Source organism: Pedobacter psychrophilus, from assembly GCF_001652725.1.
Classification (GTDB): Bacteria; Bacteroidota; Bacteroidia; order Sphingobacteriales; family Sphingobacteriaceae; genus Pseudopedobacter; species Pseudopedobacter psychrophilus.
Genome location: NZ_LWHJ01000011.1, coordinates 649746 through 664109 on the forward strand (window position 1 = coordinate 649746; position 14364 = coordinate 664109).

Below are 14364 nucleotides of genomic sequence, written 5' to 3' on the forward strand. Positions count from 1 at the left end.
TCATGCAAAAATGATTTAAAATTATAAAAAACTTATTTATTTACTTAAAAGCTTGTTTTTATATAAATAACTGGCTGTTTGATAGAAAGCAATAGCTTCTTCCTCTAATTTTTTATCAACTTTCTCTTCAATTTGATCATTATTAGGAAGCACTTTAAATTGTTGTACTTTTTTTTGTGGAGATAGTACCAATAAATGTCCATTTCTTATAAATCCTAATTTTTCATAAGTACTTACAAACGCCCATTCTTCATCAGGTTTAACTTGAAAAATGTCTCGACCAAAAAATTTAGAATCGTAATTAATATTTAACATCCCCAAAAGAGTAGGGACAATATCCATCTGCGCTATCAATTTTTCAAAAACTTGGGGTTTTACTATTTTAGGCGCATATATAAAAGCCGGAATATGATATCTATAAACAGGAAGTTCCGTTTTGCCCGCACTAGATGCACAATGGTCAGCAATAATTACAAAAATAGTATTGTTAAACCAAGGTTTAGTAGCTGCTTCTTTTAAAAATTTACCAATGGCATAATCGGTATATTTAACGGCTCCTTCTTGATTGGTATGAGATGGAATGTCAATCCTACCATCAGGATAAGTAAAAGGACGATGGTTGGAAGTAGTCATAATCTGGCTAAAAAAAGGTTTTCCAGATTGATAATCTTTATCTAATTCTTTAATGGAAAGAGTAAATAAGTCTTCATCAGCAACGCCCCAAATATTTTCATAATGTATTTCTTTCTTTTCATTAATGGCCGTTCTATCTATAACCTGATAACCATTATTCGAAAAAAAGTAGTTCATATTATCAAAATAACCGTAGCCTCCATAGATATATTGAGTATCAAAATTTTGTTTTTTTAGTAGATTACCAATAGAAAATAAGTTTTCATTATTGGGTCTTTTTACGATAGATTGCCCAGGAGTGGGAGGAATTGAAAGTGAGAGTGCTTCTAATCCACGTACCGTTCTAGTTCCAGAGGCATAAAGATTGCTAAACAATAACCCGTTTTTTGCCAAACTATCCATATTAGGTGTTAAATTTTGAGTATTGCCATAAACCCCTAAATAATCTGCACTTAAACTTTCTACACTTATTAAAACAACATTGTATTTTTTTTCATCTCCGGTATATTTAATTTTTCTAACAATACTATTTTTATCTTCTAGAAAAGTTACGTTATCATGTCCTAATAATTCCCTAACAATCTTAAAGGCCCTATCTTGATCAATTGTAGCATAAAACTTATTGTAATCTAATTCATTGTTGCAGAAAGCTGCCCCAAATTCATACAAACCATTTCCTGCTAATTCTACTGCAAACTGATTATTACTAAATTCTTTTCCTTTATTGCTTACCAAAAACCAAGAAAGAATAGGGATACAAAGCAGCGGCAATGCTATCATAGTTCTTTTCGAAAATTGAAGACTGCTGTTTAAAGACGCTTTAATGCTATTTTTAATCAGAAAAAAAGTAGCAATAGCTATTAAAAATATGATGATGAGTATTTTTATAACCGGATAAGATTGCCAAATATTTCCTATAACTTCAGTAGTATAGACTAAATAATCTACGGCAATAAAATTAAAACGAGTAGAAAATTCATCCCAAAAAACCCACTCGGCAACAATATTAAAAAGTAATAGAAAAGTAACTAATAAGAAATAGCCATATAATATAATTCGATGCCAATTTTTACGGAATATTTTATTTGGTATCAGCCAAATATATAGCACTAAAGGAATACAGAAATAACTGGCTAAAACGGTATCATAGAATAAGCCAATAAAATAAATCCCGATAATGTTAAGGAAAGTCCATTCAAAACCAGCTGCCGATTTAAATAATAAAGCTGTACGGGTAATAAAGGCTAATGAAATAATAATAAGGTATAAAAGAAAGATTGGACCAAATCTTTTAGAAAATAGTTTTTGAAAAAGGGGCATTCAGATTATAGAATTTAGATTTTCAACGAAGTTGAATTTGAATTCTGAATTAATTCTGAATTTAACTTAGCGCTTTTCTACAGCCACTTTATAATTGGGATCCTCAAGAATATTTACATCAATAATATCGCTTGCATTATTGAGTAGGTTGCGACAATCTTCACTTAAATGCCGAAGGTGTAGTTTTTTATTAGCCAGTTTATATTTTGCCGTCAATTTATTTAAAGCTTCAATGCCAGACATATCTGCAACTTTACAATCCGTAAAATCAATAATTACTTCTTCAGGATCAGAAAAAACATCAAATTTATCATTAAAAGCAGTTACAGATCCAAAAAAGAGTGGACCATAAATCTCATAGTGTTTAATGCCTTTTTCGTCAATATATTTTCTGGCTCTAATGCGTTTTGCACTTTCCCATGCAAAAACCAATGCAGAAATAATGACTCCTATTAAAACGGCTAAAGCCAAATTATGTAACCAAATGGTAATCCCTGCAACTAAAATTCCAACAAAAACATCTTGCTTGGGCATTTTATTAATAATCCTAAAACTAATCCATTCAAAAGTCCCTATTGCAACCATAATCATTACACCAGTTAACGCAGCCATAGGTAATAAACCAATAACAGGTGCTCCAAAAAGTATAATCATTAATATGGTAATAGATGCTATAATTCCAGATAATCTCGCCCTAGCGCCAGCAGATAAATTAACTAAAGTTTGCGCAATCATTGGGCAACCACCCATTCCAGAGAAAAATCCGTTTAGAATATTAGCGCTGCCTTGGGCAATACATTCCCTGTTTCCGTTTCCCCTTGTAGCAGTTATTTCGTCCACTAAATTTAAAGTCAACAAACCTTCAGTTAATGCAACTCCCGCCATAATAAAAGAATAGGGCAATATAATTTCTAAAGTCTTAAAATTTATAGGGATGTTAGGGATATGAAAAGGAGGGAAGCCGCCACTCACAGATGCAATATCACTTACCGTTTTTGTATCGATATTAAAACCTAAGGCGATTAAAAAAACTACAATAATAGCTACTAATGATGGAGGAATTGCCTTACTTATTTTAGGAAATATAAAAACAATAGCAACAGTTAAAGCCACTAAACCCGCCATAATAAACAAAGGTGTGCCGGTTAACCAAGTTACTTCGCCATTTACTACAGTTTTGAATTGCTCAAACTGAGCCATAAATATGATGATGGCCAATCCATTAACAAAACCATACATTACGGGTTGAGGTACTAATCTGATAAATTTTCCAAATTTAAATACACCTACTAAAATTTGAATAACTCCGGCTAAAGCAACTGCAGCAAATACATATTCAATTCCATTAGATTTCATTAAAGCAATCAATACAACTACTGTTGCTCCTGCACCTCCAGAAATTAATCCAGGTCGACCACCAAAAATAGAAGTGACCAAGCCCATGATAAATGCAGCGTATAAGCCAACTAAAGGTGGAAAACCAGCCAAAATCGCAAATGAAAGTGACTCTGGAATCATGGTCATTGCAACAGTAATTCCTGCTAAAATCTCTACTTTGTAATCTATTTTTTGCTTAAAATTGAATAAGTTTAATACGGCCTTCATTAATTTTTCTTGTCAATTATAAAGCCGCAAAGCTAGGGTTATTAGATTTGGGATACAAGTTGGTTGGTTGGATAGGATTTTAAAATAAATAATATTTTGGTCATGTCGAGGAACAAGACATCACACAAATAGGTATTCTGTTAGGATGAAAACTTTAAAAATGAGCTGTTTCGTTCCTCGACATGACGCGTTTTTTAAATTAGAACCCACAACCTTTATAGTATGATACTTAATCTGCAAACGAGAATATAAACGAAGTATTTTAAATGAAATCCTACTTTTTCATCAAAATTAAATCTGCTTCTTTTGCAACTACCTGACCTGATATTATAGAAGGAGGAACGCCAGGACCAGGAACTGTAAGTTGACCTGTAAATAATAAATTCTTGATTTTTTTAGCTTTCATAGCTGGTTTAAAGAAAGCGGTTTGGGATAAAGTATTCGCTAATCCGTAAGCGTTTCCTTTATAAGAATGATAATCGTTTACAAAATCATTCATCGCATAACTACGTTTTACAATTTCATGTCCTCGAATAGTTTGTCCAGTAATTTTTTCAAATCTATCCATCATAATATCATAATACTTTTGTCTTAATTCCTCCGTATCGGTTAAACCGGGAGCTAAAGGAATTAAAAAGAACAAATTTTCTTGACCATCAGGAGCAGAACTTAAATCTGTTTTAGAAACACATGAAACGTAGAATAAAGGTTTTGTTGGCCATTGCGGCTCCGTATAAATTTCTCTGGCGTGTTGGTCTAAATCCTCATCAAAAAATAGATTATGATGTTGTATGCCTTCTATTTTTTTATCTAAACCTATATAAAATAAAAGAGAAGATGGAGACATTACTCTACTATCCCAATATTTTTCATCGTAATTGCGATACTTTTTCTCAATGAGGTTTTGCTCTATAAAATGATAATCGCCAGCGGCAACCACAAAACCTGTTTCAAAATCACCTCGGGAGGTTATTAGTTTTTTCGCTATTCCATTTTCTATCTCAATTTTTGTAACCTCGGTATTTAAAATAATTTTAACTCCTTCAGTTTGTGCAACTTTAACCATTGCTTTTACAATTTCATACATTCCACCAATTGGGTACCAGGTTCCCATAGCTAAATCTGCATGGTTCATCAAGCTGTACATTGCGGGTATTTTTTGTGCAGTTGCACCTAAAAAAAGAACAGGAAATTCTAAAAGTTGGATAAGTTTTGGATTAGTAAAATATTGTCTTACATGCTTACTCATCGGTTTTAACATGTGAATTCTAATACTTTCTACCAATAATCTGATATCTATAAATTCTGTGATGGAGTGTGAAGGCCTAAAAACATAATCGCCCATGGCAGATTTGTATTTATAAGCCGCTTGGTCCATAAAATTTCTAAGACCAACGCTACTTCCTTTTTCATATTTCTCAAAAAGAGCCTCTAATTCCTGCATATTGGCAGGAATATCCATGAAATCATTCTTTCCAAAATAAACTCGATAGCCTGGATCCAATCTTTTTAAATCGTAAAAATCACTTACTTTTTTACCGAATAAGGCAAAGTAATTCTCAAAAATATCGGGCATCCAATACCAACTTGGGCCCATATCAAAAGTAAAACCTTTGCTTTCCCAAAGTCTAGCCCTTCCACCAGCTTGGTCGTTCTTCTCGATAATGGTAACATCATAACCTTGCTTTGCTAAAACCGCAGCAGCAGCTAAGCCAGAAAAGCCTGAACCTATAATATGTATTTTTATTTGTGATTTCATTTGATGTTAAAATCCGAAATTAAAGATTTTGTTTGAGCCTTTTTAAAACAATTTGCTTCAAAAAACCTTATTTTGCTAAATACTTTTAAGCTTATATGGATCTTTATAATGAAACCTGTTTCGAGTGCAGTAAAATCATCACTAATAAGTATAGCACTTCGTTTAGTTTAGGTATCAAGGCTTTCGATAAAAAGTTTCAATATCCAATTTATGCTATCTATGGTTTTGTACGTTACGCCGATGAAATTGTTGATACTTTCCATGATAACGACAAGGCTTATTTAATAGATAAATTTAGAAGAGACACCAAAGAAGCAATTGATATTAAAATTAGCTTAAATCCAGTATTACAATCATTTCAGGTAGTTGTAAATAAATATAATATTGAGTATGACCTGATAGATGCGTTTTTAAAATCTATGGAAATGGATTTAGATAAAACCGCTTACACTGATGAAAGTTATAAAGAATATATTTATGGTTCGGCAGAAGTAGTTGGTTTAATGTGTTTGCGTATATTTTGTGAAGGTGATGATGTTAGTTATCAAAAATTATTGCCAAAGGCGAGGAGTTTAGGGTCTGCTTTTCAAAAAATTAATTTTTTAAGAGATATCAAATCAGATTTTGATGAGCGGGGACGCACTTATTTCCCTAATATAGATTTCAAAAACTTTGCAGAAAAGGATAAAAAAGATATAGAAGCAGATATTAAAATTGATTTTGATGATGCTTTTGAGGGAATAAAAAATTTGCCAAGTGGATCTAAACTAGGGGTTTATGTTGCGTATGTTTATTATCTGGAGCTTTTTAAAAAAATTAAAAATACGCCTGCAAGCATTATTTCTAATAAAAGAATTAGGGTTTCTGATAGTCAAAAATTAGTTTTGATGACTCAAGCCATCATAAAAAATAAACTAAACTATGTTTAAGTATTTCTCGTTATTGAAAATATTAAACTTTATAAAATGAAGAATTTATTTGTTGTTTTATTATTTACGCTTTATAGTACCTTATTTGTGCAAGCAAATAATTTAGATCAAATACGTGAGGATTATATTGCATGTATTACAGATAGTGACAAAGCTGACAAATTGTGCGATCAATTAGCAGAAGTTAAAAATCCAAGTGCCGTAATTATGGCTTATTTAGGTTCTGTACAAGCAATAAAAGCAAAACATGCCTGGAATCCGGTGAGCAAGATGAGTTATCTTAGTAAAGGTTTTGATACTATTAACAAGGCAGTAGCAAAAGACCCAAACCAGTTAGAAGTTCGTTTTTTAAGATTTAGTTTACAATACTATGTACCCTCATTTTTAGGCTATAGTAATAACTTGATGACAGATAAAAACATTATTGTCTCCATATTAAAAAATTCTCACGTTTCTAAGTTGAATATTAATGAGGATATTTTAAAAAACATGGTTAATTTTATGATTGATAGTAAAAAATGTAGCCCACAAGAAATAGCAGTGTTAAAAAAAGTGCTAGTATAAATTAGATGGATAAACATTATACTTATTTATTGATTAATGTTTTAACCGTTTTTTTTCCTATTGTTTTATCTTTTGATAAAAAAGTAAGTTTTTTTAAAAAGTGGAAATTCATATTACCGGGATTAATTTTATCTGGTTTACTTTACCTTCTTTGGGATTATCTGTTCACCATCAACCAAGTTTGGTCTTTTAATCCTGAATATATTTTAGGAATTAAATTTTTCGATCTTCCAATAGAGGAAATTATTTTCTTTTTTACCGTTCCGTTTGCCTGTATATTTATTTACGAGTGTTTAGTTTGTTATTTTTCTATTAATATTCCAGAAAAAATTAGCAATTCTATTTCTTATCTGTTGATTTTAGCTTGTCTGGTTTTGGCTTTTGTTTACCACGATAGACTTTATAGTATGATCAACTTTAGTACATTAGCCATTATATTATTATTTACCCAGTTTAAAAAAATTAAGTTAGATATGGGTAAATTTTATTTGGCATATTTGGTTTCTCTAATCCCTTTTTATATTGTTAACGGTGTTTTAACGGCTATTCCCGTAGTGATTTATAACAATAATGAAAACATGGGTTTTAGGATTGGGACTATACCTTTTGAAGATCATTTCTACTCCATGTCTTTAATATTATTAAATCTTATTTTCTTCGAATATTTTAGGAATAAAAAGATAAATGCAACAGCTTCCTGAATATTCTAAATCTCAACTCGCTCTGCGAAACGGACAAGATAAGCCTCAAATATGGGTAGCATATTTAGGTTTTATTTACGATGTAACTGAAAGCCGACTATGGCGAGATGGCAAACATTATGAGCATTGGGCAGGTCAGGATTTAACTGATGAATTAAGACATGCTCCCCATACCGAGAAAGTTTTCGAGAAGTTTGAAAAGATTGGAAAATTGATTTAACTTATGCTAAATCAATTCAAATTACCTATCGAACAATTAAGAGAGTACTAAAATTTATCTATCACTTTTATCATCATCCCATTTGTTACTGCATCATTTAAACTCATACCGTTTAAAATTGCAATTTCATTTCTTTCTTTGGTATCATTAACCTTTCTAATATTTAATATTTGAGTTAAAGTGGTATTGCCTGTTGCGGTAATGATTTTAATCCTATTTGGTTTTTTGTTAATTTTTTGCTGATCCGTTAACACTTTAAAACCAGACATTGTATTTCTAAACTGGTTTTCATAACTACTGAAACTATTCAAATCTGTAACACCTATAATATGATAAATATTAGTTCCATAAGCGATAAAATAAGATAATGTTCTTAAAGCTGGGGATTGCTGCTGTTGATTTGCGGGTTGGTCTGCAACAACTCTAATCATGGATAATCCATTGATGGTTTGTTGATCGTTTTGTACTACGGTTAATCCATATTTTTGAATGGTGCTACTTGCTGCCTCTTGTAAAGATTTGCCTGAGGCTAAACTTAAGGTCATAATTGCTTTCCCATCAGGTTGTGCCATTTGGAAAGATTGTGGGCTATTTTGAGTTTTCCAACCTGCAGGTATTGCAAATTGAAACTTTAGTTCTGGGTGGTAAAAATTATTATTTTCTACAAAACCTTGTCTTGGATCTTCGCCATAAATTAAACCATCTATCATTTTTAGATAGCTATTTCTAGCGATAATAGGATTTTGAAGTCCTTCTTTTTTTTGCCATTGTGTAGCTAATTTATCCACTGTTATCATCCTTTCCCCTGGGTTTGGGTGGGTAGATAAAAAATCAGGTAAATCATTACCACTATCAGCCGAAATTCTTTCTAAGGTGCCAAAGAAATCTGCCATTTGGTGGGCATCATATTTAATTTTGCTAGAATACTCAACGCCTAATTCATCAGCCTGTCTTTCTGCATCTCTACCAAATTTTAAAAATAACAAACCTAAACCTTGAGATGCTTCTTGACCATATTGAGCTATTGTTGGAGATAATACCATTCCTGCTAATAATCCAATTTGACTTAAAGTAGATTTAGCTTGTTGGGTTACAGAATGTCTGGCTGTTACATGGCCTATCTCATGACCTAAAACGCCTGCAAATTCTGCTTCGTTGTTAAAATGTGCCATAATACCTCGAGTAAAATAAACATAACCACCAGGTACTGCAAAGGCATTAACCACTTCAGAATCCACAATCCTAAAATTATAAGTCAGATTTGGACGATGAGAGATAATAGCCATTTCTCTTCCCTTAGCATTTATAAATTTTTGAAGTTCTGGGTTTTCATATAAGCCGTATTGTGCAATTATCTGTGGGTCGGCTTCTTTTCCCATTTCAATTTCTTGTGCCTCTGAGGTAAATGCAAGTTGTTTTTTACCTGTTACTGGGTTAACTGCGCAACTATTAAATAAAGCAATGGTAAAGAATATGCTTAATGTAAGTAAGATATGTTTCATATTTTGGGTTTTTTATCATTTGCGTTAAACAAACTTGATGCCTCATTAAATTTAGAACATAAAAAAACCGACTTGTGTTACAAATCGGTTTTAGATATTTTAAAATTTAATCTTAGCAATATTCTTCAAAAGCACCAATTAAATTATCAGCTATCATTTGTGCAGGGCGACCTTCAATTTGGTGACGCTCAATAATGTGTACCAATTTACCATCTTTAAATAAAGCCATTGAAGGAGAAGACGGAGGGTAAGGCAACATTTGATTTCTTGCAGCATCAACAGCATCTTTTTCCATACCCGCAAAAACAGTAACTAATTTTGTTGGTTTTTTGCCATTTAAAGCTGCAATCTTTGCGGCTGGACGAGCGTTTGCTGCAGCACAACCACAAACAGAATTTACTACCACAAATGTAGTTCCTTCACTTTCAATTGCTTTTATTACATCATCAGCATTCTTTAAATCTTCAAAACCAGCGTTAGTTAAATCACTACGCATTGGGGCAACTAAATATTCTGGATACATATCTTTATCTTTATAATTTACATTTTATTCTACTACAAAAGTAAACTTTAAACAATGGTTAGGCAATTGAAGTTATCAAACAGATGTCATAAATATTTTCAGAAATCTAAATTTTATAGCATATTGACAACTCGTTATTTAATATTGTAAACATTTTGATAGATTTCTATTTTATAAAATATTAAATATGATGACTCGTTTTATTTTTGCAAAATTGCACTTAAATATAATTTTAATATATCCCGAAATAACATGTTAATAAATAGAAGTAAAATATTTTTAATAGCCCTTGCTTTTCTTACCAGCCCGTTTTTTGTTAATGCTCAAAATCTCACCTACAAAATTAATTGGCAAAATTTAGACCTAAGTAGTGATACCACTTTCGGTATTAGTACAGAAAAAGCTTATCAAGAACTTTTAAAGAATAAAAAAGGTGTTGATGTTATTGTTGCCGTTATTGATGGCGGTGTAGATATTTCTCACGAAGATTTGAAAAGCGTAATTTATAAAAATCCAAAAGAAAAACTAGACGGTAAAGACGAAGATAAAAATGGTTATGTAGATGATATCAATGGATGGAATTTTTTAGGTGGACCAAATGGTGATGTGGAATTTGAAACCTTAGAATTAGTAAGAGAGATTAGAAGATTAGATGCCAAATTTGGTAATAAAAGTGTTGATGCTCTTTCTAAAGATGAAGAAGCAGAATATCTTAAATATAAAGATATGAAAGCAGAGCTAACCCAAAAATTAACTGAAGCCAAGAATAACCTTAACGGTATTTATGGTTTTAAAACCGTTTTGGAAAGTGTGGTTAAAAAAATTGGGAAAGAGAACCCTACATTAGCTGATTTTGAATCTTTTAATGCAACCGAACCTGGCGAAGCACAAATAAAAAAAGTGATGGTAAACGTGATGAAAGAAGAAGCTGATTTTATCACCTTTAAAAAGGAACAAATTGATGGTGCCTTTGATCATTTTAAAGAACAAGCAGAGTATAATTATAACATGGATTATAATCCAAGAAATATTGTTGGGGACGATGAAAATAATCCTACCCAAAAAATATATGGAAATAATGATGCTAAGGGGCCAGATGCTTTACATGGTTCTCACGTGGCAGGTATTATAGGTGCAATAAGAACTAACAATTTTGGGATTAAAGGCGTATCAAATCATGCTATTATTTTACCTGTTAGGGCGGTACCTAATGGAGATGAGAGAGATAAAGATGTTGCTAACGCGATTAGATACGCTGTTGATAATGGAGCAAAAGTCATTAATATGAGTTTTGGTAAAGGATATTCTCCAAATAAAGATGTTGTTGATGATGCTGTTAAATATGCCATTTCTAAAGATGTTCTATTAATACATGCGGCAGGAAATGACAATATGAATTTAGATTTAGATAATAGCAAGAATTTCCCAAATAGATTATATGCTGATCAATCAGGTACTGCGGCCCCTAGTTGGATTGAGGTTGGCGCATCAGGTCCGGTTGATGACAACTCTTTAAAAGCTACGTTTTCTAATTATGGAAAAACTACCGTAGATGTATTTGCTCCAGGTGTTCGAATTAATTCTACCACTCCTAATTCTACTTACACAGAAGAAGATGGTACAAGTATGGCATCGCCTGTGGTTGCAGGTTTGGCAGCTTTAATTAGAAGTTACTATCCAAAATTAACTGCAATACAAGTAAAAAATGTCATTATGGAATCTGTTGTAAAAATTAATCACAATGTAGATTTAATGGTTGGTAAAAAAGAAAAAACTGTACCATTCACAGATTTATGTATATCTGGCGGCATTGTAAATACTTATAATGCTTTAAAACTGGCGGAAGGAATGTCAAACGCTACTTCAGCAATAAAATAATGGCATAAATATGGTTTATGAATTTAAAATCATAAGTCATGAGCAAAACAAAAACTAAAGAAAAAAAGAAAGAAGACCCTTGTTGGAAAGATTACCACCAAGTGGGTACAAAAAAGAAAGAGGGTAAAACGGTACCGAACTGTGTACCAAAAGATAAGTAATAAAAAAATGTTAATTAGGTTTAACATTTTTTTTTATGTCTATTTAATAGCAATTTATAATTTAAAGTTAAAGGCTATCTAGATGTTAAACCAAACTATAGACCAGTTAACTCCTTTTTGAAAAAACGTTTTTTAGCTACAATTTTTTTAATTCCTTTACCTAAAGAGTCCTCGGCCATTTCAATAATAATTTTGTCTAATTGTTTTAACTCTTTCTCAATATGTTGCAGAACTTCACTTCCAGAGTGATCTTCTTTTAAGATATCGGTAAGACCAATTAAATTTGCCAAAGGACGACGCATAAGATGTGATTGCTTCCACGCAACACTTTGTATCAATTTAACATGATTTTCTATTTCTTTATATGCCTTTTTAAGGCTCATTTCTGCTTTTTTTCTCTTTGTGATATCTTCAAATTGACTCACGAAATAAATAGCACTTCCCTTTTTATTGGTTACTGCTGCAGTGTTTACAGATATCCATACAATCGAATTATCTTTGCACTTGTAACGCCTTTCAATTATTCCAGTTTTACTGGGTATTTTCAGGGGATTAACTTCTAACTCAGAATAAGTCATTCTGTTATCTCCATAAATATTTTCAAATGACATTGTAAGTAATTCATGCTCTTTATAACCCATCATATCACAAAGGCTTCTGTTCACTTGAAACCATTTTCCTTTTAAGGTTACTAAAGCAATACCTATTGCAGAATGCTCAAAAGCACCTTTGAATTTCGCTTCAGTCTCCCGATATTTTGCTAATAGAGAACTTAATTTTTCTGACCGTTGCTTTACCTTAAGTTCAAGCTTTTCATTCATAAAAATCACTTCTTTTTCAGCATCTCTTCGTCCTTTGTCTAGACTATTCATCCATTTTGCCATTTGCCAAACCATCACAAATCCAGCGCTGATAAAACAAATAATTAACATGCTAACTCCACCATAAAAAGAATAAAATTCAAGATACTTTCCAATCCGATATAATATCCCAAAAAATAGGATGATGTAAACAACATTATTTAGTAGCCTAGTTGCCATGATATTCCCAACTTTTTTACCAAAAAACAATTTATTTATACCGATTGTGGGCTTTATCCATGATGCTGCAAGTGATGTAAAAAGGAATAAAAAAGCACTATTTGTAGCTAATGAGCCGATATAATTGGTATTATAGAGCGATGACAGACCAAATAAATATCCAATTAATGTAATGGAGGATGTAGCTGTAATTACATTTAATAAAAATTGAGAAATGATATGGATAAAGTTTGATTTAAAAGTAAATCCTGCAAATGATAAGCAAAATAAAAGAAAACATATGGATGTTACTGGAGACATGCGACCAGGATATGATAAATGTTCATTAGGAGTTATGTTATCATAAACAAATAACTGATCTATACCTGCATTAAACTGAAATATTGTTTGAGTTAAGGATGTGAGAGAAATCAAAAAAATAAATGAATATAAAAAAACAGATATTAAGCGACCATTTTTTATTTGAAATTGTGTGAGTAGTAAGGAAAATCCTAATAAGATAAATAATATAGCGGTATTAAATTTCATGGAAACAAAATTTAGTACCTCTGTATGTAAAACAGGAGTTTTAAGCACCCAACAAATGAGTACATAAGTGCCGATTAAAATAGATATAGAACCTATTATGGATATAGATTTTAATTTAACAGTTAATGTGGTGCTGCTATAGGTAACAGGATTGGCCGAGCTATTCATCTTTTTAAAAATTAGAGTTTTATAAATAATCTATTTTAATAGATGTTATGGTCTTAAATCATAACTCACATAATCAATATTGGAAGCACTAAAAAATTAAAAGCAAAGCATAAATGGTTATCAAGACTTATCTAATGTAGTCAAAAAAATGTTTTGAAAGTAAAAAATTATAATCTATAATTAGGAGAGAGTTTAAGTAACATAATTAAGTTGTAGCAAAGAACAATGGTTTGAAAATTCTAATGCTATGAAATTAATCTATTTATTAACCAATAATAATAAATTATCAGTCTGATTTATATTACTACAAATCAGAAATTTAAAAAATTATAGAAGTCTCAAAGCTCAGATTATCAAAATTTAGGCAACTTTTAATTTAAAGCATCCAACACTTGTTGAGAAGAATTTTGAGTGTCAACCTTCTCAATAATTGCCTCAATCTTACCCTCCTCATTAATGATAAAAGTTTTACGGGCGGTTCCCATATATTTTTTACCATACATGTTTTTCTCTACCCAAACGCCGTATTTTTCTACAATCTCCTTTTCGGTATCAGCAATTAAAGTAAAAGGCAATTCAAATTTGGTTTCAAATTTTTTATGAGATTTTTCGTCGTCAGTGCTAACGCCAACCATTTCAAATCCTTTACCTATCAAAAACTGATAATTATCCCTAAAGTTACAAGCCTCGGCATTACAACCTGGCGTATTATCTTTAGGATAAAAATATAGAACTACTTTTTTGCCTTTAAAATCGCTTAAAGAAACACTTTCTCCGTTTTGGTTCTTAGCTGAAAATTGTGGAGCTAAATCTCCCTTGCTTAATTCAGTCAT

The 14364-nt window shown here is 31.5% G+C and carries 13 protein-coding genes; 6 read left to right on the forward strand and 7 right to left on the reverse strand.

All coding sequences use genetic code 11. From position 1 onward, the window contains the following. Positions 1-36: 36 nt before the first annotated feature. The 3 genes from A5893_RS03275 to A5893_RS03285 form a co-directional block, all read right to left on the reverse strand. Complete coding sequence (locus tag A5893_RS03275; protein ID WP_068821102.1) at positions 37-1953, reverse strand: LTA synthase family protein; 1917 nt, start codon at positions 1951-1953, stop codon at positions 37-39. Positions 1954-2019: 66 nt separating this feature from the next. Then, the gene (locus A5893_RS03280; RefSeq protein ID WP_068821103.1) at positions 2020-3558 is read right to left on the reverse strand and encodes a SulP family inorganic anion transporter; all 1539 of its coding nucleotides are present in this window, start codon (positions 3556-3558) and stop codon (positions 2020-2022) included. Positions 3559-3832: 274 nt separating this feature from the next. Beyond that, positions 3833-5317 (reverse strand): phytoene desaturase family protein, encoded by a 1485-nt coding sequence (locus A5893_RS03285; RefSeq protein WP_068821104.1) that lies wholly within the window; start codon positions 5315-5317, stop codon positions 3833-3835. Between the two features lie 95 nt (positions 5318-5412). Between A5893_RS03285 and A5893_RS03290 the strand changes: the two genes are divergently transcribed. Genes A5893_RS03290 through A5893_RS03305 form a run of 4 tightly spaced genes read left to right on the forward strand, consistent with a single transcriptional unit; the run spans position 5413 to position 7731 of the window. Continuing rightward, positions 5413-6246 (forward strand): phytoene/squalene synthase family protein, encoded by an 834-nt coding sequence (locus A5893_RS03290; RefSeq protein WP_068821105.1) that lies wholly within the window; start codon positions 5413-5415, stop codon positions 6244-6246. Positions 6247-6282: 36 nt separating this feature from the next. Further along, on the forward strand, positions 6283-6810 hold the full coding sequence (locus A5893_RS03295; protein ID WP_068821106.1) for a hypothetical protein: 528 nt from the start codon (positions 6283-6285) through the stop codon (positions 6808-6810). Between the two features lie 5 nt (positions 6811-6815). Then, the gene (locus A5893_RS03300) at positions 6816-7511 is read left to right on the forward strand and encodes a lycopene cyclase domain-containing protein (RefSeq protein WP_068821107.1); all 696 of its coding nucleotides are present in this window, start codon (positions 6816-6818) and stop codon (positions 7509-7511) included. Further along, a complete protein-coding gene (locus tag A5893_RS03305; RefSeq protein ID WP_068821108.1) occupies positions 7495-7731 on the forward strand; it encodes a cytochrome b5 domain-containing protein in 237 nt (78 codons plus the stop codon). Before A5893_RS03300 ends, A5893_RS03305 begins: the two co-directional genes overlap by 17 nt. Before the next feature lie 47 nt (positions 7732-7778). On the opposite strand, the gene A5893_RS03310 is transcribed toward A5893_RS03305, so the two are convergent. After that, on the reverse strand, positions 7779-9233 hold the full coding sequence (locus tag A5893_RS03310) for a M48 family metalloprotease (protein ID WP_068821109.1): 1455 nt from the start codon (positions 9231-9233) through the stop codon (positions 7779-7781). Positions 9234-9345: 112 nt separating this feature from the next. Continuing rightward, a complete protein-coding gene (locus A5893_RS03315) occupies positions 9346-9756 on the reverse strand; it encodes a BrxA/BrxB family bacilliredoxin (protein WP_068821110.1) in 411 nt (136 codons plus the stop codon). Between the two features lie 252 nt (positions 9757-10008). On the opposite strand from A5893_RS03315, the gene A5893_RS03320 reads away from it, so the two are divergent. Together A5893_RS03320 and A5893_RS18150 are read left to right on the forward strand one after the other, a co-directional pair. Continuing rightward, complete coding sequence (locus A5893_RS03320; protein ID WP_068821111.1) at positions 10009-11634, forward strand: S8 family peptidase; 1626 nt, start codon at positions 10009-10011, stop codon at positions 11632-11634. A gap of 38 nt (positions 11635-11672) precedes the next feature. Continuing rightward, positions 11673-11795, forward strand: coding sequence for a hypothetical protein (locus tag A5893_RS18150; RefSeq protein ID WP_262497025.1), 123 nt, complete (start codon positions 11673-11675; stop codon positions 11793-11795). Between the two features lie 95 nt (positions 11796-11890). Here the strand turns inward: A5893_RS18150 and A5893_RS03325 are convergent, their stop codons facing one another. Next, positions 11891-13531 (reverse strand): PAS domain S-box protein, encoded by a 1641-nt coding sequence (locus tag A5893_RS03325; RefSeq protein WP_068821112.1) that lies wholly within the window; start codon positions 13529-13531, stop codon positions 11891-11893. Between the two features lie 371 nt (positions 13532-13902). Further along, the gene (bcp, locus tag A5893_RS03330) at positions 13903-14364 is read right to left on the reverse strand and encodes a thioredoxin-dependent thiol peroxidase (RefSeq protein WP_068821113.1); all 462 of its coding nucleotides are present in this window, start codon (positions 14362-14364) and stop codon (positions 13903-13905) included.

Excerpts from the sequence above, each read along its gene's own strand:
- A5893_RS03285 (WP_068821104.1), bottom strand. The coding sequence starts at position 5,317 with ATGAAATCACAAATAAAAATACATATTATAGGTTCAGGCTTTTCTGGC.
- A5893_RS03300 (WP_068821107.1), top strand. The coding sequence starts at position 6,816 with ATGGATAAACATTATACTTATTTATTGATTAATGTTTTAACCGTTTTT.
- A5893_RS03315 (WP_068821110.1), bottom strand. The coding sequence starts at position 9,756 with ATGTATCCAGAATATTTAGTTGCCCCAATGCGTAGTGATTTAACTAAC.
- A5893_RS03295 (WP_068821106.1), top strand. The coding sequence starts at position 6,283 with ATGAAGAATTTATTTGTTGTTTTATTATTTACGCTTTATAGTACCTTA.
- A5893_RS03280 (WP_068821103.1), bottom strand. The coding sequence starts at position 3,558 with ATGAAGGCCGTATTAAACTTATTCAATTTTAAGCAAAAAATAGATTAC.
- A5893_RS03275 (WP_068821102.1), bottom strand. The coding sequence starts at position 1,953 with ATGCCCCTTTTTCAAAAACTATTTTCTAAAAGATTTGGTCCAATCTTT.
- A5893_RS03320 (WP_068821111.1), top strand. The coding sequence starts at position 10,009 with ATGTTAATAAATAGAAGTAAAATATTTTTAATAGCCCTTGCTTTTCTT.
- A5893_RS03290 (WP_068821105.1), top strand. The coding sequence starts at position 5,413 with ATGGATCTTTATAATGAAACCTGTTTCGAGTGCAGTAAAATCATCACT.
- A5893_RS03325 (WP_068821112.1), bottom strand. The coding sequence starts at position 13,531 with ATGAATAGCTCGGCCAATCCTGTTACCTATAGCAGCACCACATTAACT.
- A5893_RS03305 (WP_068821108.1), top strand. The coding sequence starts at position 7,495 with ATGCAACAGCTTCCTGAATATTCTAAATCTCAACTCGCTCTGCGAAAC.
- A5893_RS18150 (WP_262497025.1), top strand. The coding sequence starts at position 11,673 with ATGAGCAAAACAAAAACTAAAGAAAAAAAGAAAGAAGACCCTTGTTGG.
- bcp (WP_068821113.1), bottom strand. The coding sequence starts at position 14,364 with ATGACTGAATTAAGCAAGGGAGATTTAGCTCCACAATTTTCAGCTAAG.
- A5893_RS03310 (WP_068821109.1), bottom strand. The coding sequence starts at position 9,233 with ATGAAACATATCTTACTTACATTAAGCATATTCTTTACCATTGCTTTA.